This window comes from Psychrobacillus sp. FSL K6-4615, assembly GCF_038008225.1.
In the GTDB taxonomy this organism is placed as follows: domain Bacteria; phylum Bacillota; class Bacilli; order Bacillales_A; family Planococcaceae; genus Psychrobacillus; species Psychrobacillus psychrotolerans.
This window is the reverse complement of record NZ_JBBOYQ010000001.1, coordinates 848,299-870,199: the sequence shown is the minus strand read 5'-3', so window position 1 is coordinate 870,199 and position 21,901 is coordinate 848,299. Positions and strand designations below refer to the sequence as shown.

Annotated in this window: 19 protein-coding genes; 5 read left to right on the top strand and 14 right to left on the bottom strand. The window is 34.6% G+C overall.

Annotated features, from left to right (window positions below):
- Positions 1–281 precede the first annotated feature (281 nt).
- From MKX53_RS04105 to MKX53_RS04095, 3 genes are read right to left on the bottom strand one after another with little or no spacing between them, the layout of a single operon-like run.
- The gene (locus MKX53_RS04105; RefSeq protein WP_340909341.1) at positions 282–1,481 is read right to left on the bottom strand and encodes a hypothetical protein; all 1,200 of its coding nucleotides are present in this window, start codon (positions 1,479–1,481) and stop codon (positions 282–284) included.
- Positions 1,482–1,520: 39 nt separating this feature from the next.
- On the bottom strand, positions 1,521–2,882 hold the full coding sequence (locus tag MKX53_RS04100) for a sensor histidine kinase (protein ID WP_340909339.1): 1,362 nt from the start codon (positions 2,880–2,882) through the stop codon (positions 1,521–1,523).
- Positions 2,872–3,579 (bottom strand): response regulator transcription factor, encoded by a 708-nt coding sequence (locus MKX53_RS04095; protein WP_340761671.1) that lies wholly within the window; start codon positions 3,577–3,579, stop codon positions 2,872–2,874. Before MKX53_RS04095 ends, MKX53_RS04100 begins: the two co-directional genes overlap by 11 nt.
- A 269-nt stretch (positions 3,580–3,848) precedes the next feature.
- On the opposite strand from MKX53_RS04095, the gene MKX53_RS04090 reads away from it, so the two are divergent.
- On the top strand, positions 3,849–4,448 hold the full coding sequence (locus tag MKX53_RS04090) for a transposase (protein WP_340909336.1): 600 nt from the start codon (positions 3,849–3,851) through the stop codon (positions 4,446–4,448).
- A gap of 18 nt (positions 4,449–4,466) precedes the next feature.
- On the opposite strand, the gene MKX53_RS04085 is transcribed toward MKX53_RS04090, so the two are convergent.
- Both MKX53_RS04085 and MKX53_RS04080 read right to left on the bottom strand, forming a co-directional pair.
- Positions 4,467–5,264, bottom strand: coding sequence for a gamma-glutamyl-gamma-aminobutyrate hydrolase family protein (locus tag MKX53_RS04085; protein WP_340909333.1), 798 nt, complete (start codon positions 5,262–5,264; stop codon positions 4,467–4,469).
- 65 nt (positions 5,265–5,329) lie between these two features.
- A complete protein-coding gene (locus MKX53_RS04080; protein WP_340909330.1) occupies positions 5,330–6,406 on the bottom strand; it encodes a branched-chain amino acid aminotransferase in 1,077 nt (358 codons plus the stop codon).
- A 254-nt stretch (positions 6,407–6,660) separates the two neighbouring features.
- Between MKX53_RS04080 and MKX53_RS04075 the strand changes: the two genes are divergently transcribed.
- The gene (locus tag MKX53_RS04075; RefSeq protein ID WP_340909329.1) at positions 6,661–8,289 is read left to right on the top strand and encodes a hypothetical protein; all 1,629 of its coding nucleotides are present in this window, start codon (positions 6,661–6,663) and stop codon (positions 8,287–8,289) included.
- A gap of 48 nt (positions 8,290–8,337) precedes the next feature.
- Entirely contained in the window at positions 8,338–9,783 is a 1,446-nt protein-coding gene (locus MKX53_RS04070; RefSeq protein ID WP_340909326.1) for an S-layer homology domain-containing protein, read from the top strand.
- A gap of 235 nt (positions 9,784–10,018) precedes the next feature.
- On the opposite strand, the gene MKX53_RS04065 is transcribed toward MKX53_RS04070, so the two are convergent.
- Positions 10,019–10,504, bottom strand: a complete 486-nt coding sequence (locus tag MKX53_RS04065) for a C40 family peptidase (protein WP_245762690.1) — start codon at positions 10,502–10,504, stop codon at positions 10,019–10,021.
- Positions 10,505–10,866: 362 nt separating this feature from the next.
- Here MKX53_RS04065 and MKX53_RS04060 point away from each other — a divergent pair, with 362 nt between their 5' ends.
- Positions 10,867–12,567, top strand: a complete 1,701-nt coding sequence (locus tag MKX53_RS04060; protein ID WP_340909323.1) for a methyl-accepting chemotaxis protein — start codon at positions 10,867–10,869, stop codon at positions 12,565–12,567.
- A gap of 244 nt (positions 12,568–12,811) precedes the next feature.
- Here MKX53_RS04060 and gdhA read toward each other — a convergent pair whose 3' ends face one another.
- From gdhA to MKX53_RS04045, 3 genes are all read right to left on the bottom strand, one after another.
- Positions 12,812–14,194 (bottom strand): NADP-specific glutamate dehydrogenase, encoded by a 1,383-nt coding sequence (gene gdhA / locus MKX53_RS04055; RefSeq protein ID WP_340909321.1) that lies wholly within the window; start codon positions 14,192–14,194, stop codon positions 12,812–12,814.
- 665 nt (positions 14,195–14,859) lie between these two features.
- Positions 14,860–16,455 (bottom strand): M20/M25/M40 family metallo-hydrolase, encoded by a 1,596-nt coding sequence (locus MKX53_RS04050; protein WP_340909319.1) that lies wholly within the window; start codon positions 16,453–16,455, stop codon positions 14,860–14,862.
- A gap of 230 nt (positions 16,456–16,685) precedes the next feature.
- Positions 16,686–17,123 (bottom strand): HEAT repeat domain-containing protein, encoded by a 438-nt coding sequence (locus MKX53_RS04045; protein ID WP_093537228.1) that lies wholly within the window; start codon positions 17,121–17,123, stop codon positions 16,686–16,688.
- 200 nt (positions 17,124–17,323) lie between these two features.
- Here MKX53_RS04045 and MKX53_RS04040 point away from each other — a divergent pair, with 200 nt between their 5' ends.
- Positions 17,324–17,533 (top strand): hypothetical protein, encoded by a 210-nt coding sequence (locus MKX53_RS04040; RefSeq protein ID WP_093537227.1) that lies wholly within the window; start codon positions 17,324–17,326, stop codon positions 17,531–17,533.
- A gap of 84 nt (positions 17,534–17,617) precedes the next feature.
- Here the strand turns inward: MKX53_RS04040 and MKX53_RS04035 are convergent, their stop codons facing one another.
- From MKX53_RS04035 to MKX53_RS04015, 5 genes are all read right to left on the bottom strand, one after another.
- Positions 17,618–18,376 carry a hypothetical protein gene (locus tag MKX53_RS04035; protein WP_340909317.1) on the bottom strand — a complete coding sequence of 253 codons (759 nt, stop codon included), beginning with the start codon at positions 18,374–18,376 and terminating at the stop codon, positions 17,618–17,620.
- A gap of 139 nt (positions 18,377–18,515) precedes the next feature.
- Positions 18,516–19,313: a hypothetical protein gene (locus tag MKX53_RS04030; RefSeq protein ID WP_340909315.1), complete on the bottom strand. Its 798-nt coding sequence runs from the start codon at positions 19,311–19,313 to the stop codon at positions 18,516–18,518.
- 43 nt (positions 19,314–19,356) lie between these two features.
- Positions 19,357–20,100, bottom strand: coding sequence for a hypothetical protein (locus tag MKX53_RS04025; RefSeq protein WP_340909313.1), 744 nt, complete (start codon positions 20,098–20,100; stop codon positions 19,357–19,359).
- Positions 20,101–20,131: 31 nt separating this feature from the next.
- Complete coding sequence (locus MKX53_RS04020) at positions 20,132–21,583, bottom strand: ribonuclease YeeF family protein (protein WP_340909309.1); 1,452 nt, start codon at positions 21,581–21,583, stop codon at positions 20,132–20,134.
- On the bottom strand, positions 21,580–21,882 hold the full coding sequence (locus MKX53_RS04015) for a YwqI/YxiC family protein (RefSeq protein ID WP_093537221.1): 303 nt from the start codon (positions 21,880–21,882) through the stop codon (positions 21,580–21,582). The genes MKX53_RS04020 and MKX53_RS04015 overlap by 4 nt, the downstream gene beginning before the upstream one ends.
- Between the last annotated feature and the right edge of the window lie 19 nt (positions 21,883–21,901).

Sequence of the window (21,901 nt, the reverse complement as noted above, 5' to 3'; positions counted from 1 at the left end):
AAATAAAAAAACACCTCATTCTACGGGGAATTGTAGAATGAGGTGTATTTCTCCTTGTTATCGCACAAGGATTATATTATTACGCCGTAAACATTAGTACCTTCGTTCGCTCGTTTTATCGCTTTGATCGCCGTAAGATCGTTCCCCTATTATGCTTAGTTGACTGAACTTGTTTCCTTCAAACTCGTTCAACAACTTGAAATACTATTCATTTGTTAATTTCATATTATAGTAACTAAATGAGAATACCAATAGAGTTTTATTAGAATTTGATGAGAATATTATTCCCAAGTCACAGAAAGTATTTTCCCAGAGATTGCATGAACTTGAATTGTTGCTTTCGTTTTCTTATCCTTCGCATTAGCATCTTTTGTTTCCTCTGTTTTCGAAGCGGTCATTACTATTAAATAATACCCACCCTCATTGGTCTTCACGAAGGAATTACTTTCTACTATGCCTTTTAGTTGTTGATTAGCAATCTTTAGGGCTTCATCTACTGTAATTAGAACAGTAACTGGTTTTTCGGTAACTTCCGTCTTCTTTTCTTCTGTCTTTGTTACAGTGACTTCATTGGTCTCAGGTTTCTGTTGTACAACTGTTTTTGAAGTCTCTGTTTTCGATACTTCCGTTTTTACAGTCGTTTCACTCTTAGAGGTTTCTGATTTATCTGCTTCTGTTCTTAATGGTTTGTTAGTGGCCTGTTCTGATTTTTCCAAATCTGATTTACTTGCCTCTGTCTTACTTGTATCAGTTTTACTTGAATCAGTTTTACTTACTTCTGCTTTAGCAGTTTCTGTCTTTGGAACCTCTGTTTTATTGGTTACCTCTGTTTTTAAATCTTTTTTTGTTTCTTCTTTAACAATTTCGACTGTTTTAGTATTTTCAGTTGCCAATACTCCTTTAATAGCATCTTTAAACACTTCTTTCATTGGTTTCTCTTCAGCTTTCGTATCTTTAGCTACTGAAGTTTGTTTTGAGTTTTTCTTTTCAGCAATATTAGGGTTCTCCACCACTTTAATGTTGGAGGATGTTCCCTTAGGTTTTTCTATAATAACTAATTTAGTAGTGCCATTAGAGGAAATTATATGACTCTCAACTATTTCTACTTTAGTCGAATCTTTTAATGTTTTGGAATTTTCTTTATGATCATTTTCTATCTCTTCATAGGTCACTGAAGGTTCTAGTGGTACTTCCTGGATTATAAACTCATCTGTATGTTCCAATGAATTCACATGGCCAGTCGAGGCATTCATTTCGACCAAATACACTTGTCCACTCTTAGCGATAATAGCTTCATAAACATCTTCATTTTTCTTCACTTCTGCTACTTCTGCATCATACATTTGCTCGAGTTGGGTGCGTACATTGTTTTCGGTTATAGGCAATTGATCTGAGCCAATGTTGACTATGTATACAATTACTATAATTCCCAATGTAGCGAAACAAACGATAAAAAACTTTTTCATCTTCATAAACTTCATTCACGCACGCCTCCTCAAACTCATCTTAATAGACGAACATTAAAAATCAATGAGAATTTGATTAGAAGGAAGAAAAATATGGATGGTTGTACCAAATCCTACCATACTTTGAATGGTTAAAGTTGCAGATAGCCGGTTTGCTATATCTTTTGCAATTGCCATACCAAGTCCAGTACCTCCCGTTTTACGATTTCTTGCCTCATCGACTCGGTAAAAACGATCAAAAATCCGATCCAAGTCTTCTTTCGGAATCCCATCACCATAATCCATGATAGAAATAGTAACTCCATCATCAGTTTCAGCAATAGTTGTCTTTATATCTTTTTCACTGTATTTACGAGCGTTATCCAAAATGATAAAAAGCAATTGTCTTAGTTGCTCAGTATCTGTACTTATATAGAATGGTCCTTCACCTTTTAAAAGAAAATTTCGATCATATGCAGTTCGCATCGACTGTAAAGTTTCGGTTACTAAAATGTTTACATCTATTAATTCATATTTATGTTGTTGTTTCCCGTTACTTTTTGCTAGAACGAGCATTTGTGAGACCATTTCTTTCATTCTACTAGTTTCATTAATAATTGCCTGAACGGATTCTTCCGCAATTTCAATATTATTGAAACCATGTCGAGACAATAGTTTTGCATAGCTTTCTATTACTGTTAACGGTGTTTTTAATTCGTGAGATGCATCAGAAACAAATTGCTCCTGCTTTTTATAATTTTGTTCCAGCTGCTCCATCATTTCATTAAAAGCGATGCCCATTTGTGCCATTTCGTCCTTTCGATTTGGGTGGACTGTAATTTTTTCATATTTACCTGAAATCCTGCTATGGGACATTGTATTGATTAATTTACTAATTGGGTTCGTAATAATTTTTCCTAAAGTAACACTTGATAAGGCCATTAATAGCATTCCACCTACGGTGACACCAAGTAGGATAAGTCGAAGAAAGTCTAGATTGTTTCCTACTTCTAATAATTGTTTCATCGTTTGAACTTCTACTACTTCTCCATTTGACCAAATAACTGGTTTGCTAATCGTCAAAACAGGAGACCCTTTGAGCATACCAATTGAGTAACGTTCACCATCTTCAAAGTTAGGTTGATAATTTGTTATTTCTTCAATGGACTGAACAACTAATTGCAGCTCTTCTTTACTATTTAAGATGCGAATCCCACCATTAGGCGGAATATAAGTACGTAAAATAGTTGCAGGATCGTCCTTTTCTTGCATTTTACTTAATGCCTGGATCATTTCATCTACATCCGAGTTAAACTGGGTATATTCCGAATCATAGGCCATATCCTCAAATAAAAAATATACACCTATATTCATTAATCCTATGATTAGGAACGTCAATAGGGTAGAGAATAGATGTATTTTCGTTTTAAGCTTCATTCTTTTGCTCCTTCAACACATATCCGACGCCCCGCACTGTTTGAATTAAAGAAGATTGTTGTTTTTCTTCTAACTTTTTCCGAACATAACGTATATAAACATCTACAACATTCGTATCTCCATAATAATCAAACCCCCAGACAGCATCTAACAACTGTTCGCGAGACAATACTTGGTTAGGATGCTTCAACATATATAATAGCAGGTCATATTCTCGTGGAGTTAGATTGATAGACTCTCCAGAATTAGTAATTTCCCGTGTTTGTTCATTCAGTGAAAGCGTATGAAAAACATGAATATTCTCGTCCTGAACAGGAGTTACACTCGATGTTTTAGTAAATCGAATTGCCGAGCGAACACGAGCAAGTAATTCCTCAATTTCAAAAGGTTTAGTAACATAATCATTTGCCCCAAGATCCAAGCCAGTGACTTTATCTTCTGTATTATTTTTTGCTGTTAATAAGATTACTGGTGTTTCGTCTTCTGTAGCACGGATTCGTCTCAATACATCTAAGCCATTTAAACCTGGAAGCATTAAATCGAGTAAAACTAAATCCCATTGCTGCTCCCGATATTTGATCAATCCATCAGTTCCTGTATATGCAATATCTACATCATATCCTTCAAATTCTAACTCCAACTGAAGAACACGTGCAATATTTTTTTCATCTTCTACAATTAACACCTTGTCCTTCATATAAACACTCCTTTTCCCCCTATTTTATCATACAAAGGCAATGTAGTTTCTACATCATGCGATAATAACTGACTCCATTAGTTTACTTGTCATATAGAGAACTATTAAAGAATTTTATTTTGAGGCTTTAAATTTGAGATAAATGAAGTTTTGAGTCTGTTTTTGAGGTGGAAATGAAATTGTTGCTTAAAACCACAAATTATGACAATTGTCTTTTAAGCTTTTATAAATTATAGTGTTATCAATATATAGAGGAGGGGAAGGTTTAAATGGGTAATATTAGAAAAGTATGGCAACCAGAAATATTTTATCATATTACGATGCGTGGCAATAATAAGCAAAATATTTTTAAAAACAAAGAAGATTTCATATTCTTTACTACAACGCTATACCAGGCAAATAATATGTACACTTTTACTATAATCGCTTACTCTCTTACGAATAACCACTACCATTTATTAATACGTTCTCCCATAATCCCACTTTCTGAAGTTTTAATATTCATTAATCAACAATACTCATCCTATTTTAAGCGTAAATATAAATACTCTGATCAGTTATTTGAAACTAGATATTACACTAATATGATTTCTGATGCGAAGGAGTTATTAAAAGCTAGTAAGTATATTCATCGAAATCATCTTTATACACAAAGAGCTATCCTAGAAGGATTGGCAAACTACCCTTATAGTTCCTTTATATTTTATACGGATAAGAAAATAAGAAAACCTTCTTATATTAATACGCATTTACTAAATTCGTTAATAAAAAAGTATCCTGAATTAAAAATGCAAACTTATACTATGTACTGTGAAACTGTTCAAATTGAAGTAGAAAAATCCTTCCATCGTCCATATAGCATGACGTAGGGAGGACTTTCTTCATCATTATGCTATAGTCTCTACTAATGCTACTAATTCGTTAACTTCGGCCGTCATTTTACTAGCCTCAACAAATGCAGTGAAAATCGGTCGGATTTTATCCACTTTTTCTTCCATCATTTCGGGATGCCATTGTACGGCTACAACAAATCGGTTTGACTCTTCCCATTCCATCCCTTCTATAATTCCATCAGGAGCAATCATTGTTGCTTTAAAACCTTGCCCTAACTCTTTTACTGCTTGGTGATGGAAACTATTTACTGTCAAAACGTCACCTTGATAAATATTATACAATACAGAACCAACTTCCATCCTAACCGGATGAAATGCATGATGTCTGATGGATTTTGGAACGGAGTGGTTAATTCCTTCTGGTTTTTGAGATGCTAAATCCTGATAAAGCTTGCCTCCTGTTGCTACTGTAAGCAATTGCATTCCACGACATATGCCCAGTACCGGTATGTTTAACTTCGTTAAAGCAATCTGAGCCAGTCTGATCTCATGAGCATCTCTGCGTGGTTCAATAGCTCCTAAACCAAATTTCGGATATTCTCCGTATAAATTCGGATCAATATCAGAACCACCAGAAAATAGTATTCCGTCCAACTTCTGAAGGAGTGGCATCAAAGTTTCTACTTCTCTAGTGATCGGTAAAATAACTGGAACCCCTCCGGCTCTTTCAATAGCTACAATATAATCATCCGCTAGTAACTGCCATTCTTGATATTTCGCCCCAATGCCAGCTGCTAGTCCTATTGCATCATCGGATAAATAGTTGGCACATATGCCTATTAGTGGTTTCATCAGTATTCTCCATTCTGCCAACATAAAATGATCGCCTCTCCGTTAAGAGAAGCGACAACGAAATATTATTTTTTTAATTCAACAACCCAACCAAATGGATCTTCAATAACGCCTCTTTGAATACCAGTTAGTGTTTCATATAGTTTTTGTGAAAGTTCTCCTGTTTCTCCGTTATTTACGTAGAACAATTCCCCTTTCCAACGTAATTCTCCAATTGGGGAAATTACAGCTGCAGTTCCAGTTCCAAAAGCCTCATCCAGTTTTCCGTTCAAGAACGCTTCACGAATTTCTTCCATTGAAACTTTGCGTTCAGTAATTGGGACACCCCAGTATTTTAATAATTCAATGATGGATTTTCTCGTTATCCCATCTAAAATACTTCCATTTAAGGCTGGAGTAACTACTTCGCCATCGATTTTAAAGAATACATTCATACTTCCTACTTCTTCAATGTACTTTCTTTCTAGTCCATCTAACCAAAGTACCTGGGCGTAGCCTTCACGATCGGCAACTTCCTGGGCTTTTAGACTTGAAGCATAATTCCCAGCAGTTTTTGCCGTTCCAGTTCCACCCGCTACCGCCCGTACATATTCACTTTCCACTAAAATCTTAACTGGATGAATTCCTTCTTTATAATAAGATCCTACTGGAGACATAATAATAATGAATGTATATGTTTTAGAAGCGGACACTCCTAGATGCGCTTCTGTTGCAATCATAAAAGGTCTAATATATAACGAAGTACCTGGCTCTTTAGGAATCCACTCTTTATCTATTTCTAATAACTGTTTTAAAGCTTCAAGAGCTAACTCCTCTTCTATTTGAGGCATACTTAGTCGATCAGCTGAAATATTCATACGTTTCATATTTTGTTCTGGACGAAACAAACGAACAATTCCATCCTCTGATAGATATGCTTTCATTCCTTCAAAAACTGTTTGACCATAATGTAAAATGGATGCTGATGGATCTAAAGTAAGGGCTTGATAAGGGACAATTCGATGATCATGCCAACCTGTCCCTTCAGTATAATCAGCGACAAACATATGATCTGTAAATTTTGTACCGAACACTAACTGCTCAGCTGGTGTTTTCTCATTTTTCATTTCATTTTCTGTGAAACGGATTTTTAGACTATTCATGGTGTTTGTCCCCTATCAAATAAATTAGTAAATTGCGACAATTTTAAGTGTGCAATATATTATATGCAATTATACTACTTTTACGTAAATTAGAAATACCTTTTTAAAACTATTTTCAAATAATTTAAAACTATCTAACTTTTATATTTACCAGTGATGTTCTTTTCAATAATATTTGTTCATTTCTATTACAAATAATTACTATTAACCGATAAAATATGTAGGTCTAAATAAAATTCTAAGGAGGTATATTGGTGTCCAAATCTACTACATACATAATGTTGTTAACAATTTTAATCGTAAGCTGCTTTACGAACGTGTCACCTACGCAAGCTTCTTCTCTTATAAGTGGAAGTTTCGTCAATTTTACATATGATGAAATAACTTTAGAAGATAAAACTTCAGAAAAACAATTAGCAAAAATTACTTTAGTGAACGATGAAGGTAAAACCATCACACTAAATATCGATGAATACGTACCTCTGTTTGTCAATTCTACCCCAACTACTGTTGGTGCTTTCAAAGAAGGTATGTGGATTGAAGCATCCGTAAATTTACGAAAAGTTCAAGAATTAAATGGACTTACTACCATTGATCAAGGTGAGTCTAGTTCAATTGGTCGTAATGTTACTGGAACTATAAATAATATAGATCTTAAAGGTCAGTATATTACTCTCAACTTAAAAAATAGACAACAGGCTAAGTATTACATTGACGTAGAAACAGAAATTTCCAAAGAGAATAAACTTGTAGACTTAAGTGTTTTGTATGAAGGAGATCGAGTTAAACTCTATCTAGAAAATGATGGAACTGATAAGCTTTCTTCTATTGAAATTGTTGTGGATGGTATTAAAGTCGAACAGTTATATAAAGGAACAATTCAGCAGCTAAATTCCAAACAAAAGAAATTAGTTATTAAAGATGAAATGCTATTTTTAAATTGGAAATGGCAATTATCATCCTATAACAAAGGAAATATTACATCCAAATCTTTTACCGCTAAAACCCCTATTTACGCAGGAAATAAAAAAGTTGACCCTAATGAACTTCATAAATATGTAAATAACGAAGTATACTTTGTTACAACCGAGAAGTCTGGTGAAGAAATAATTCAAAAGATTATTATCAAACAAACGAGTGAACGAACTTTACACGAGAATTTAAGTAGCGTTGATACAAGTAATAAGAGAATTAGTTTAGCTAGCACAAAAAATATTCCTTATCATGACGGCACAATAATCATTCGTAACGGCCGCTTAGTTGATGCAAGTGCATTAACCTTCGGGGATGCTTATGTAATCACAAACGGAACGACAACACATCAATACGCCAATGTCATTCATATTAACAATAACGGCTTCCAAAGTCCCAATATATCCAATCACTCTGTCTACTTTGGACAAATTAATACCGTTGGAACCTATCAACTACTACTCAATAATACAAATCTATTAACAAATAATTATTGGTATTCTCAGAGCTTAACCAACTTAAAATTTGGTAATGACTCTGTTGTTGTAGAGAATGGAAATAGTTTAACTACAGACTTTAAAAATAGCACCGGCAAATATGCTTATTTCTACGTAAAAGATAATCATGTCGTAGCAGCTAGAATTATTGGTTCTACTTATGGCCCAGCTACAACATTTTTAACTGGTCGCTTAAATAGTTCATCTTATAATTGGCTAAGTCTAAACAATGTTAGTTATTTTAACGCAGGTAGTTGGCAAAAGTATGATTATTATAACTCTTTAAATACATCTAATACTACTTTTATCAAAGAAGGAAAAGTTATCTCTTCCCTTGAAATTCAAGAAAATGATCGGTTATTTATCATTCACGATTCATTTTATTCACAAGCACATCTTATTTTAGTCGACTAACTTAAACAGTTTAAAAGGATAGTTTTAGGAAAGAAGGAATTAAACTCAATGAATAAATTTACCAAAAGACTTTCTATCACTTTACTCGTAATTATACTAATGTTAACTGCCATCGCACCCATAGCAAGTGCGAAAGTACCCGAATATAATGGTGGGGTAATGGATGAATATGAATATGAAGAAGTATTTTTCTTAACTGGTTATCCCATCAAATTTACAGGTAAAGCAACTGTAACTGAAAAGGAAAACAAAGATACTCTGACATCGACATATAAATTTACGTTGGCTAACAGTGCAGGTGATAAACTGACTCGTAATGTTGTATACGTTTCTGATTTAACCAAGCATATAGTGAAAAGCCAAACAACATCAAATACAACAGTAAAAAGTTACAGTGAAAAAGTAACTATGTCAGACAAGACTACTTTCACATTAGATGACTACCAATTCTCTCAAGGTTCAGTAATAGATAATCGTCCTGCTACTGACTACTATTCAGGAAATATTATCGCAAGAAAGATTTACCTTAAAAATTATAAAAGTGGTAAAAATAACATAAAAGAAGAGATAACAGTTCATATTACAGGTGAAAATGTTGGTTATAAAAACTTTTGGGGATCAACAGATACTCAATTTATAGATTATGAAATTGTGACTCCATCCGGTACTGGCTTTGTTACTAGTAAAGTATCCGACAGTAAATCGAAAGAGCTAAATTATGAAACTCATCTTCCTTCTCTTTCAAGCTTTGTTGGTGGAAACTCTGTGGTCAGCACTTCCGATATTATTTCAGAATATGATTATAGTTTTCCTTACTACGTTGGCAGCGGTACAATTAAATTAAGTAAGCAAAAGTCTCCAACTATAGAGCGTCTGATAGTTCCAAAGTTCCGTGATATTGCAAAACATTGGTCCAAGCCCAATATCGAAAAACTTTATTCATTAGGTATTCTTGATGAATCAAGCAATTTCTTCTCACCTGATGCTGCTATGAAAAAGGATCTCTTTACAATAGGCGTTGCTAAAGCGGTAGATTTACGGGTACTTGAAGAAAAAACAACGAAGAAAAAAACTACAAAAAAACCATTATTTAATGACCTAGATGTTAAAGATTTAAACTATGGTTATATTGAAAGTGCCTTAGATAAAGGAATTGTCAGTCCCAAGAACAAAGTTAGTTTTGGTGCAAATGATTCTATCACACGCGCAGAAGCCGTTACAATTATTGTACGTTCTCTAGGCTTGGAAGGTCGTGCACCTATTCCTGGGTATAAAACTAAATTCATTGATGACAATAAAATTCCAAAACAAGCTAAAGATAGTATTTATATAGCTAGTGAACTTGGTTTAATTGATCCAGATAAGAAAAATCGTATTAATGCAAATGAAGTTTTGACTAGAGGTAAAGCTTCTCAGCTTCTAGTTCGCTATTTAAATTTCTTAGAATCTGATTTAAAACAAAATTATCGTGATGATATGTTCTATTTTAATTGAGAATTAGAGTAGGAGCACATTTAGTGATACCGATGATTTCCGTTTCAACATACTTACCTATATGAATGAAAAATCCCCTCCGTTACTGAATTAGTTAGTAACGAAGGGGATTTTATTATTATTATTAAATTTGACTAGCCCTAAACTATGAAAGAACTATTCAAGAGATTCCAAAGTTCTTAAAAAGTCATAAAAACCGTTCCAGCATTTGCCGGAACGATTGTATAATTTTTGATTATTTTTTTGCTACTGTAACAGTTGCTACTCTTTTAGCACCAACATATTTTTTTCCCCAGTAATAAGGATCATTTAACTTATCTACTCGAACGCCTTTAGAAGTTGAAGCATGAATAAATTTATTGCTACCTATGTACATTCCAACATGAGATACGCCTTTACCAGATGTGTTAAAGAACACTAAGTCTCCTACTGCTAAATTTGCTTTTTTTACTGTTTTCCCTGAGTTGTACATTCCTGCTGCTGTTCTTGGTAAGTTAACTCCCTTACTTTTGTAAACATAACCGATATAACCTGAACAATCAAAACCAGCCTTCGTTGTTCCACCATAACGATATTTAATTCCTACTAAACTTTTCGCACTCGATACTATTTCATTGGATGCTACAGTGCTTGCTGCTTCTGTATTTCCTGCAAATGTTCCCGCGGCTAAAACTACAGTTAAACTAAAGATTGTAATGATTTTTTTAAACAAAGAAGTCAAAATTTATGTTCCCCCAAAGATGTGATTTTAAAATTTATTTTCATGTCTGAAAATTTCTCTATACCCATACTAACACCTTTCAAACAAAACTACCTTTACAGTTGTGTAACAATAATATTACAGAGTTTATGTCATTTCGATTATAATAGATTCAACTTTTTCTAAATCAATTTATAAATTAAGTCTTGGTTTCCTATAATAGTTCACCTGTTAAAAAGACAAAGAATTATCTTATTAAATTAAAATGGAAGGTAATTAGTCACATTTACGCATTAATTACGCTTATATTGCTATATCTTTATTCCTATTATTATGTTATAAATGTTATATAAGTTGGAAAGTTAGACAGGAGAGAGTTTAAAATGAAAAATAATTTAACAGTTCATCTAGGAATGATCATTGTTGGTATAATTGCTTCTATGCTATTAATCACTTCCGTTGCCACGTACAACACTGCTTATAACGAGTTATATAAAGCAGCAGGTATTGAGGCATATGGATGTGCCAATATCACAACTGGGTTAATCCAACCGGATGATGTTAAAAAGATTCTAGCAGGAGATACTTCAGCAATTAAAAGTGTTGGGGAACAACTAAATTGGACTACTGCTCATAAAGAAATCTTTGAAACGCAGTACATTATAGATTTAGATGGTAAACTACTCGCTATGGATGACAATTTAAAAGAAGATGGGTTCAAAGCCGGAGATCAGTTTTACATAGATAAAGAAGCTGTTGCAATGCTAGTAGAAATGCAACATTCTACTTATTCAGAGGCTTATGAATTTGCTGACTTAGAAAGACTATCTGGATATGCACCTATTTTTGAAGATCATGATCCTTCAAAGGATATTATCGCTATAAGTGTTATTGATTTTGATGCATCTATTGTATCAGATCGTACATGGGACGTAGTTAGTAAGGGAATACTTCTTAGTTTGATTCCACTGATTTTAGCATCATTAATTACTTTATATTTAATAAGAAGAAAAACAAAACCACTTTCAGCACTTATTGCACACGCTGGCGAAATTGCAAAAGGAAATTTAACAGTCGAGGACACCAACTTTACTAGTAAAGACGAGGTTGGAGATTTAAGTAAAACATTAAATACATTAGCGTCGAATCTAAGAGAAATTATAGGAACCATTCAAACGACATCTGTACAATTAACGAATAATGTCCAGAATAACTCTATCTCTCTTAATGAGATGAAGGATGCTGTTCATCAAGTATCTACAAATATGAGTGAAACTGCCGCATCGGTATCTGATGGTACGATTACTGCAGAACGTTCATCCGAAATCTTGCAAAATCTCGCACAAGGTTTACAAGTTTCAAAAGATCGAGCAGATTCAACGGTCATAAATTCCAAAACAACTATGGACACCGCCAAGGAAGGTCTGACACGTGCAAGTGAGATTAGTCATGATATGGATAAAATCAAAACTGCTTCTATTGAAACAAGTGAAACAATTGGCCGTCTAAATGAGGCAACAAAACAGATTCAACAAATTACTGGATCCATTTCAGCAATTGCAGCACAAACCAATTTACTGGCACTTAATGCTTCGATTGAGGCAGCTCGTGCAGGTGAGCATGGAAAAGGCTTCGCTGTAGTCGCTGAGGAGGTAAGAAAACTAGCTGAACAATCCAATAACGAAGTTGATCAAGTAGAAACAATTATAAAAGACATTACAGAGAGTATTAAGTTAGTAGTAGAATCTACTGAAGAAAGTACAAAGTTAATCGAAACAGGCTCTTCTACTGTTCTTCAGACCTCTCAATCATTAAGTGATATTTCTACAGCCGTTGCCATTACAGTTGAAGAGATTTCAATGATTTCAGAGCTGACAACAATAGAAGCGGATAATTCAAAACAGGTTGTTGAGTTAATCACGCAACTTACGGAATCGATAAGAGAAATTGAGCAAGTTACTACATCCATTTCAGCAGCAACAGAAGAAACAACTGCTTCCATTGATGAGATTGCCCTTCGTTCAAACGAGACAAATGATATTGCACATCAATTAAATCAGATTGTTAATAAATTTAAGCTTTAATCAGGTTTTCCGTAAGGTTTTTAAAGAGGTTGGTCGCGACTTTGTCGAGACCAACCTTTTCTTTATTTCTTATAGCGTTAAGCAATATATCTAATTCCTCCATCCATCGTTGAATAATAATATCCGATTTCCGAAAGGTCTTATTACTACATTAACCACAACTATTTTTATTGTCATAGTAATAACCAATGCTAAATATGCAAAAGGAGCAACACTCTATTCGAGTTGCCCCTTTTTGTTTTGATTAATGAATGCCATGTGCTACCATTGCGTCCGCTACTTTAAGGAAACCAGCAATATTAGCTCCTATAACCAGATTACCTGGATGGCCGTAACTTTCTGCAGCACTATAACAACTTGTATATATATTCTTCATTACCTGTTTCAGTTTTTCATCTACTTCTTCCACAGTCCACGATAAGCGCATGCTATTTTGTGACATTTCCATTGCGGAAACTGCAACGCCGCCAGCATTTGCTGCTTTAGCTGGAGCAAATAATACCCCATTTGCCTGGAAGGCAAGAATTGCATCCTCGGTGCAAGGCATATTAGCACCTTCCCCTACTGCTTTTACTCCATTTTCTATTAACAACAAAGCATCTTCTTTTTCCATTTCATTTTGTGTGGCGCAAGGTAATGCAATGTCACAGGCTACTGACCAAATGTCTGTGCAGCCGTCATGATAGACTGCATTTGGATGAGTCTTTATATATTCCTGAATTCTCTTACTATCCAACTCTTTTAACTGTTTAACCGTCTCTACGTCAATCCCCTGAGGATCATAAATATATCCACTTGAATCACTACACGCTAATACCACTGCACCAAGCTCTATAGCTTTCTCCATAGCATATATTGCAACATTCCCAGATCCGGAAACGACTACTTTTTTTCCTTCAAAGGTATCGTTTTTTGCATTCAACATTTCTTCTACAAAATAGACTGTCCCATAACCTGTAGCCTCTTTACGACCTAGACTCCCACCGTGGTTTGGATCTTTTCCGGTGAACACTCCTGCCTCGTAACCACCTTTTAAACGATTATACTGACCGAACATATAACCAATCTCTCTTTTTCCAACACCGATATCTCCAGCCGGAACATCCATATCAGGTCCGATATATTTGCTTAACTCGGTGATGAAGCTTTGGGTAAATCTCATAATCTCACGTTCCGACTTCCCTTTAGGATTGAAATCCGATCCACCTTTACCTGCCCCTATCGGTTGTCCGGTCAAAGCATTTTTAAATGTCTGCTCGAAAGCTAAAAATTTCATAATACTACTATTTACCGTTGGATGAAAACGGATTCCTCCCTTATATGGCCCCAAGCTATTATTAAATTGGACGCGGAAACCACGGTTTACCTGGACTTTTCCAGTGTCATCTTCCCATGCAACACGAAACGTAATAACTCGATCAGGTTCCGTTATGCGTTCTAAAATGCCATTATGTATATATTCGGGATGCTTTAGAAATACAGGTCGTAGTGAATCAAAGATTTCTCGTGCTGCCTGTAAAAATTCCTTTTCCCCTTGATTTCTATTCTTGACTAGTTCGAATACTTCATGCACATAATCATTTGCTCTATTTTTATGTTCTAAATTAGTTCTTATTGTTATTTCCATCCAATTACTCCTATCGTAAAAAATTATTAGTTTCATTATCTCCAAAAAAACCAATATATTCAACATATTTATAAACAAAATATTATTAAAATACAAAAAAGTCTAATAAGTTATACAATTAGCAAATTAGCCACCAGTCATAAATATAACAGTTTTTTTCGTTTCGAAAGTAAATAATCTCTTTTGTGAGTAAATTTGTAGCGATAGCATACACGTATCTTATATCCGAAAGTAATCAGCTAACAAGTGCAAATAAAAAAGACTTCCTTTTTTAGGATGTCTCTTGACGACAAAGGTATTTTTATAAACGGTTATGAATAATAATAAATGTTCCTAAGGATGTTTATTCATCCTATTAAAAGTAAGATATTGAATACTCTATTGGAACTGTTTATAAGGCAAGGTCCACCACGAAGACTCCAGTGGGAAAAGCTTGAGCTGAAGACCCCGCAGGAAAGACATTGGTCGAACTTTGTTTGACCAATGTCTTTGCGACGAGTAACCGCAGGAGCATATGTTTTCGTAGTGACGAGGAGGCTGAAGCCAAGCCCACGGAAAGCGAAGTGGTGGTTCTTGCCGAGTTTAATATTCAACTCTATACACCTAAAATTGAGTTTGTCTACAGTCTTATACTTCCTTTTTTGGGGGAAGTCTTTTTTGTATTCTTAATACAAACTCTTCAACAATTTTTCTAGCATTTCGGGCATCTCCACAAATGCACTGTCAACATGAAGTCTCTCGGTTTTTTGGTGCGCATCTTTACCGAATGGTCCAACATTCAAAACAGGTGCTTTTAGCTTCGCCATATCGTTAAAAGGAATATCATAAGTATCTCCCCAAACAGGTGTATTTTTTTCAAATGCGGTCCAACCTTTGCCGTCATCCACGTAATTGACATAACTTAAATCGGAAATTCCATTGAAATAATGTATTTGATCAATTTTGTTGTTAAACGATCGGCCTGCTTGCTGCATCAATTCTACTGCATCTTTTATCACTGGATTATCTGATGTGTTCACTGCCGGATAATAAGGTGGCGCGAATAGGATTACTGTTGCCGGTGCAAGCTCTTGACACTGGATCATCAGATCATCTACGATACGAAGTGATTTTTCTCTATCATCCCACTCCTCATTAGAAAGTGTTTGTGCTTTAAGCTGTTCCACTTGTTCGATGCCCAACTTTTTATTTGCGTATGCTAATAGTTCTGCATAACGTATAACTTTCACTTGTCCCACACCTGTTACTTGTTCACGCTCACAAATCATGGAATAACTTTCATTCAATGCCTTCATGGCACCTTCTGTTACTTCCTCAAACAGATCCATTACTTCCGATGCAGTACGTTTTAGTAAAAACACATTGTATAATGCAACGGCACGATACGGTGTTTGGGTAGAATAAGATAATTTTAAATCCTTTTGCTGCAATGAAACAGGTAACGGCGTACTTTCTCCAAGATCTGTTTCCCGGAATAAATCATTCCATTCCATACGTTGTGTTAAGAAAGATGCAATATAATTGGCAGTCATACCTTTCATAGGTTCCCCAACATGTGTTTCCTTCCCATAAAACAAAGCAGCAGGCATAATTTTGCCTATCGTCCCTGTATAAATATATTCTGCAATATCAGTAGGATTTTGAGAAAAGGAAGGTTCACTATTTAAAAATAGCTTATAAGTTAAGTTGAATTCCTCCCGTATTCGGACTAAATGTGTAACAGCAGCACGCATACCAGCAGAATTGACTTCTTCATCTGGAACCGTTGTCAAAATAAGATTAATCGGCCACTCCTCGACACTTGCTTTTTCTATCAACTGCATATGTAAGGCAAGACCCATCTTCATATCCATCGTACCGCGACCAAACAAATATTTACCAGTCTCCAAATCCGCACGAGCACTTTCTGGTAACTCTTCCGGGTTTTCCATCAATCTTTTTGTTAACTCTTCAGGGAAATACGCAAGCGGCTGTAATACTCCGTACTCTTCCGTCTGAACTGTATCAAAATGACTGATCAATACAACTGTTTCGGTCGCCTCAGGATGTTTATATAATGCCGTCACTACTTGTCTTCCTAGACCCGCATCATGCATTTGTAATAAACTCGGACGGTCTTGAAAATAGCGAAGTTCCCCTAACTTATTCACTAATTTTGGTGCAAATGCTCTTTCACCTTCTGTTAAAGTAATACTATCCCAACTAACCAATTCACATAGCAATGTACGCAGCTTCTCAGGTGTATCCCATAATTTCCCCATGATATTCTCTCCAATCATTACTAACTATCTATTTAAAATATATGCGCTACCCTATTAACTGTCAATCTAATAAGGATTATTATTACTTATACTTATTATTTACTAAATTATTTTCTATAAAAACTTAATCTTATTACCGAATTTAACTTAATTCAGAAGTATAAATAATAAATTTATATGCACGAAAAAAGCAATTGCCTATGAAGACAATTGCTTTTTTGTATTTAAAATTATTTTAAGTTAGACCATTCGTTTTCTAACCAAGTTTTGAATTCATCGCCTTTGTCACCTTCATACGTATCATATACATCAATACGCATTCTCTTTAACTTTGTTAAAAACTCTTCAAATGTATGGTCTTTAGGCAAACTCTTTTTAACGCGAACAAACACTTTGTTTGCTCCTTTAACTAACTCAAACTTTTTGCGCTTTGGTAATTGTGCTTCTTCTCCAAAATCCAATAAACTTTGGAAAGCAGCCTCTTGTACTTTATATACCGGATCATTTGCAAGTCTTGTTCTTAATATATCCTTCACTTGACTATGGTTATACTTCCCTAATTCAACTACTGCATCGTAACGCGATTTCCAGCTTGCAGTACGATTAGCTGCCTTTTTTAGTTCTTCATAATTCTCTGGTAATTCCGTTTTTATTGTATTGTTTCCCATATGATCAAACTCCTTTATATTCTCTAATTCAGTATTTTCAGCATCCCTTCATTATATACTACTTAAGTAATATCACCTAATTTATTCTATAAGAAAGGTATCCTCATTAAGTCTCATAAACTATATACCCAATAAAACTATCTTTTATCTATTAACCTTTAGATAGACAAATGCTATACTCCGTTAAAGGAGGGAGAATATTGCGTAATACTGGTGAATTGAAAAAGTATAAATTTTACCTGAAATTTAAAGGTGGTAATAATCTGATATTCGAAACGAATACAGATATCCGTACAGCTGAAAGAAATAAAGTTGATGGCGGAATATTTGTAGAGACCGAAAACAGCTATACAATCAACCTAGCGCAATTAGAAAAATTAAATGTCAAAATACTTCATGAAAATACATAAGAAGTTCTACTTTAGAGAGATCAGGAACTTTGATTAATTACACAAAAAAGCGCCTGATTTCCCTAACTAATATTTAATAGTATTCTACTTTAGATAACCTCGTTCATTGAAGTTAAAACTTTGAAAACGAATTTTACAATATAATATCACCAATTGTTCTGGCAATACAAATAACATAGTAAAAAATAAACCTATACCTATAAAAATGAAAATGATCATATTTAAATCATTGAGTGTAGATAATCTAGCAATATATTGTATGACAAAAACCAAGCCTGTACCTGCAACAGTAGCGGCAGGTATATATGATTTCACTTCAAACCGTCCACGAAGTTCTTCTTTTTTTGATCCTTTTCTATACTCCCCTCTTTGTAACAAAATATAGAAACGAATACATGTGAGGACGAAGACCAACAGCCCAATTCCAAGCGTTACATAGGTAAAGTTTAGTAGAGATTCTGAGCTTTCCTTTGTTCCACTTCCATCGTCATTTCCTATCAAAAATAATGCACAGATTAAAAAGCTAACAGAAAATAAATTTTGTGATACTAAAATGGAAATAAAATACTGCATTTTGTCGCTTCTTTTATATATTGCAGGAATAGAATAAAGAAGAGAAAACAAAATTAATACACCAGTTATCCATAAATGAACTGAAAGTATTTCATCTTTATATGGATAGGTAGTGTTAACTCCTACAAAGAAATACTCTAATGAAAATAAAATTCCCTGTAGAAATATAGTTAAAAATAGTGCTCCAGCTATTGAACCAGGTGACTGTCTTCCTGATTTAAGAGGCTCTTTTAGGACTTCAAAATCCTGTTCACTCAGCTTACAAGCCATTGATACACTCCCCACTCAAAAGAATTATTATTAGTATTGTTGGAGGGTTAATATAATACATAAAAGAATAAAACAAATATTACTCCATAGACAACAAGCACTCTTTTCAACTTGCGAAAAGGTGCTTGATTTCTCTACATCACTTATAAAGTGTTGTTTTTTGATTTTGCATCCTTACTAACACATCTAAGATTTCTGAAACAATTTCCAAATTGGAACTTTGTTTTCCTTCCAATAACTCTTTATTGTCTTTTTTCACCATTTTGAATGTCCAATTATTTCTAGGTGAAGTCAACACATGCATTCCTTCGATAACCCAATGATTATCCTCTTTAAAAAATACCATTAATCGATTATTATGTACCATACTTTTTAATGCAGCATCCAACTGACTACTAACACTCTTCCAAATCTCACCCGAATTGATAGATTCTAGGCTCTGTACATCCGTTATCGAACGTGCTTTTACCCACGAATTATAGGAAGAACTAGGTAAAAGGATTGTTTCACCCTCACTAGCAGACTGCTTCTCTACACCTACAAGCATTCGAGGATAAATGACATTATTCCAAACATGGTCCGGTGTTCCATGTACATATAATGTATATTCACTGTCATCTTTTTCTTTGCATTCCACTACATGGTCTTTACTAAAATAAAAATAACTTTTTTGAGCCCCATCTTTTATAATCTCGACAACCATATTAGTACGTGACATGATCCAAAGAGCGTCTCCAAAGTTTTCTTCTAATTTTATTTCCTTATTGACTAAGTCAATTAGATTTAACTTATGAAGTTTTTTATAGGTTTTCTCCCACTCTCTTTCCACTTCATACTTTGTTAGATGTTCGAAGGGATTAGAGAATCCTATTAAAGTTTTCGTATTTAACGTTTGCATCATTACAAAAATATCTTGCACTGTAAATGTGGGAATCATTATTTTCCCTTCTTTCTTTATTTCTATTGGAATTCTCTTCTAACTACAACTCCAGATTATTTTTTTTATTGTTATTGTTCCTCTTTTTCTTTTTCTTCTTTTTCTTCTTTTTCGTATACCTCTCATCCTTTGGTAATCCAAACTCCGGAAACATTTGCTTTACTTTGTCCATATTTTTTTTAATGAAAAAATATCGATGAATATTAATTGATAAGAACGCTGGATATAGTGATATTATCGAAAGACAGACAATGATTAGTATACTTATACCGGAGTCAGTATAGATAAGTGATAAGATAAACTGTCCCAATACATATGAAACTCCTGATAGAGCTGCCCAGCCAACAGGGATTTTTGTTTTTTGCTGAAGCTTATAATAAGTACCGCTATAAAGTGCCTTCCAATTCATCCAATTCATTCCAAATATTAATAATATAAATAGTAATAAGCTGAATATGAATGCTGCTGGTCCTGATGCTCCAATATTAACGTACAACAGTTTCTGTACAAGAATGAAAAAAACGTATGTATTGACAATACCATACACCCCTAAAAACAAATAATAGCTCTTTTCATTTTTATAAGGGTCCACTATATAAACCATTCCCCATAACGTTATCATTATGGCTGGAATAATAGCTGCTAAGAAAAATGGCAGCGAGAAAGGAACTCCTAAAATCGGTAGAATCCCTATTAAATATAACAGTACAATAAAATCACCAATAATACTCTGTTTATTTCGTGTTGGTGATTCAAATTTTAAATACGATGAAAAAATTTTGTCCATTTTATCTTTTTCGATTAGAATTCTCTCCTAACTATTTGAACCAAGAAGATACAGAGTCGATTAGCCCTTTAGTTCCTATCTTAATCGCATCTCCTATAGAATCTTTTTGTCCATCATTATTTACATCAAATATTTTTACTTCATTCATAGCCGTGGTTACGATTACACCAACAGCTAACCCCACTACAGCACCTGCTACTACTCCAACTGGTCCTCCTAACGCTCCGGCAGCTGCACCTGTTTGCGCTCCGAGCCAAGCGGAAGCTCCAATAGAAACACCAGCTACCGCTACATCTCCAGTTACATTACCAGCTATTTGACTAGCTGATTCGTTGTTTTGTACACCATGAATAATATCTCCGCCTACTGTAGCAAATACACCAACATATCCAAGCTTATTGGTAGAATAGCGAAATGCGACTTTTACATTTGTCGCTGGGTCAACTCTTTTGAAAATCTTTTCATAGTTTGTCGCATTAGCCCCAGAATAGGTTTTATTTTTTACTTTTATTAATTGAGGTTCGTCAAGTTTTAGAACTGGTTTGGAGACACCTTGTTTCGTTACTCTTGTCTCTCTTTTTATGCCGAAGCCTTTAGAAGCTAACCTAACATCTTTATAGGCTACATGCCCAGAGGAAGAAAATGCTAATAAACTAGCTGCTGCATTAGTAGGTTTTTCTTTCCAATCATTAATATTAACACCAACAGTGGACATAATACCTTCCCATAAACTCTTTTCTGTATAAGCAGGGGCTGACACTTCCACACCATTTTCTTCTACTCGTGGATTTGAGGCCAACATGTCTATTTGATGCTGCAAATAAAATTGACCAATCGGCGTTGCATCTTGCACTGAGTTCCAACTATCGGCTGGGAAGTTAACATCCGTTAATCCTTCTTCCATTAAATACTCCATATCTGTTAGCCATGCTTCCATATTTAACATGGCTGCCTCTATAAGAAGCAGTGCATTGGTTTGAGACAAATCGAATTCATTTAAATCTGAAACCGTATTATTTCTAGATGTTTTAGCGCTAGTTACACCTTCTTGCACACCACTATCGTCTAAATGTGGCAGTGGAACTATATCGGAAACAGAATTGATAATACTATTGGATTCGTCCGTTAAACTAGTGGTTACTTGAGAAATTTCGTTTAGCCCATCTTCTACTTCTCCTTCCAGATATGCTTGTCGAATATAGCCATTAGCATCTGGTTCTAAAGTATCCAAGGCGGAATTCATCGTAGTAAGGGTCGTATTAAATAGGCCTTTAAATGTTAAAAAGAAATGTAGAAAGGGGAGATGGCAATCATTATAGAATGATCTTATTGCATTACCACCTTCTCCTTTAAGCGTTTCCTCCATCATAACTAAGCCTTGAACCGCAGTTTGAATCGCATTAATTTCCCCTTCTAGTCTTGACAGCATATTAATATTCCCTTGAAGTCCCTCATGAAATGGTTGTATGCTTAGTGTTTTCATCTCGCCACCACACTAGTTCCATTTACTGTGCATTGCATCGCTGCTGATATTTTTTGATCGGACTCTTCCATAAAGTCAATAGAAGCAGAAGTTGTTTGAATATTTCCAGTCGACAATGTTTGATATTTTACAAGTAATTGATCCAATTTTAAGGATAACTCATTAAATTTTGTAACAACATCTAGGGTATTTCCACTAATAGGTGGTTCTGCTTTTGGATTGAGTAGATTAACTGCACCAGTCATTTCTCCAAGCTGATTTTCTACATCTGCATAGACGATTTTAACTTCTGTAGACATAACATTTCTCCCCCTTGCA

Coding starts and splice junctions, on each gene's coding strand:
- MKX53_RS04105 (WP_340909341.1), bottom strand. CDS start 1,481: ATGAAGTTTATGAAGATGAAAAAGTTTTTTATCGTTTGTTTCGCTACA.
- MKX53_RS04100 (WP_340909339.1), bottom strand. CDS start 2,882: ATGAAGCTTAAAACGAAAATACATCTATTCTCTACCCTATTGACGTTC.
- MKX53_RS04095 (WP_340761671.1), bottom strand. CDS start 3,579: ATGAAGGACAAGGTGTTAATTGTAGAAGATGAAAAAAATATTGCACGT.
- MKX53_RS04090 (WP_340909336.1), top strand. CDS start 3,849: ATGGGTAATATTAGAAAAGTATGGCAACCAGAAATATTTTATCATATT.
- MKX53_RS04085 (WP_340909333.1), bottom strand. CDS start 5,264: ATGAAACCACTAATAGGCATATGTGCCAACTATTTATCCGATGATGCA.
- MKX53_RS04080 (WP_340909330.1), bottom strand. CDS start 6,406: ATGAATAGTCTAAAAATCCGTTTCACAGAAAATGAAATGAAAAATGAG.
- MKX53_RS04070 (WP_340909326.1), top strand. CDS start 8,338: ATGAATAAATTTACCAAAAGACTTTCTATCACTTTACTCGTAATTATA.
- MKX53_RS04060 (WP_340909323.1), top strand. CDS start 10,867: ATGAAAAATAATTTAACAGTTCATCTAGGAATGATCATTGTTGGTATA.
- gdhA (WP_340909321.1), bottom strand. CDS start 14,194: ATGGAAATAACAATAAGAACTAATTTAGAACATAAAAATAGAGCAAAT.
- MKX53_RS04050 (WP_340909319.1), bottom strand. CDS start 16,455: ATGGGGAAATTATGGGATACACCTGAGAAGCTGCGTACATTGCTATGT.
- MKX53_RS04045 (WP_093537228.1), bottom strand. CDS start 17,123: ATGGGAAACAATACAATAAAAACGGAATTACCAGAGAATTATGAAGAA.
- MKX53_RS04035 (WP_340909317.1), bottom strand. CDS start 18,376: ATGGCTTGTAAGCTGAGTGAACAGGATTTTGAAGTCCTAAAAGAGCCT.
- MKX53_RS04030 (WP_340909315.1), bottom strand. CDS start 19,313: ATGATTCCCACATTTACAGTGCAAGATATTTTTGTAATGATGCAAACG.
- MKX53_RS04025 (WP_340909313.1), bottom strand. CDS start 20,100: ATGGACAAAATTTTTTCATCGTATTTAAAATTTGAATCACCAACACGA.
- MKX53_RS04020 (WP_340909309.1), bottom strand. CDS start 21,583: ATGAAAACACTAAGCATACAACCATTTCATGAGGGACTTCAAGGGAAT.
- MKX53_RS04015 (WP_093537221.1), bottom strand. CDS start 21,882: ATGTCTACAGAAGTTAAAATCGTCTATGCAGATGTAGAAAATCAGCTT.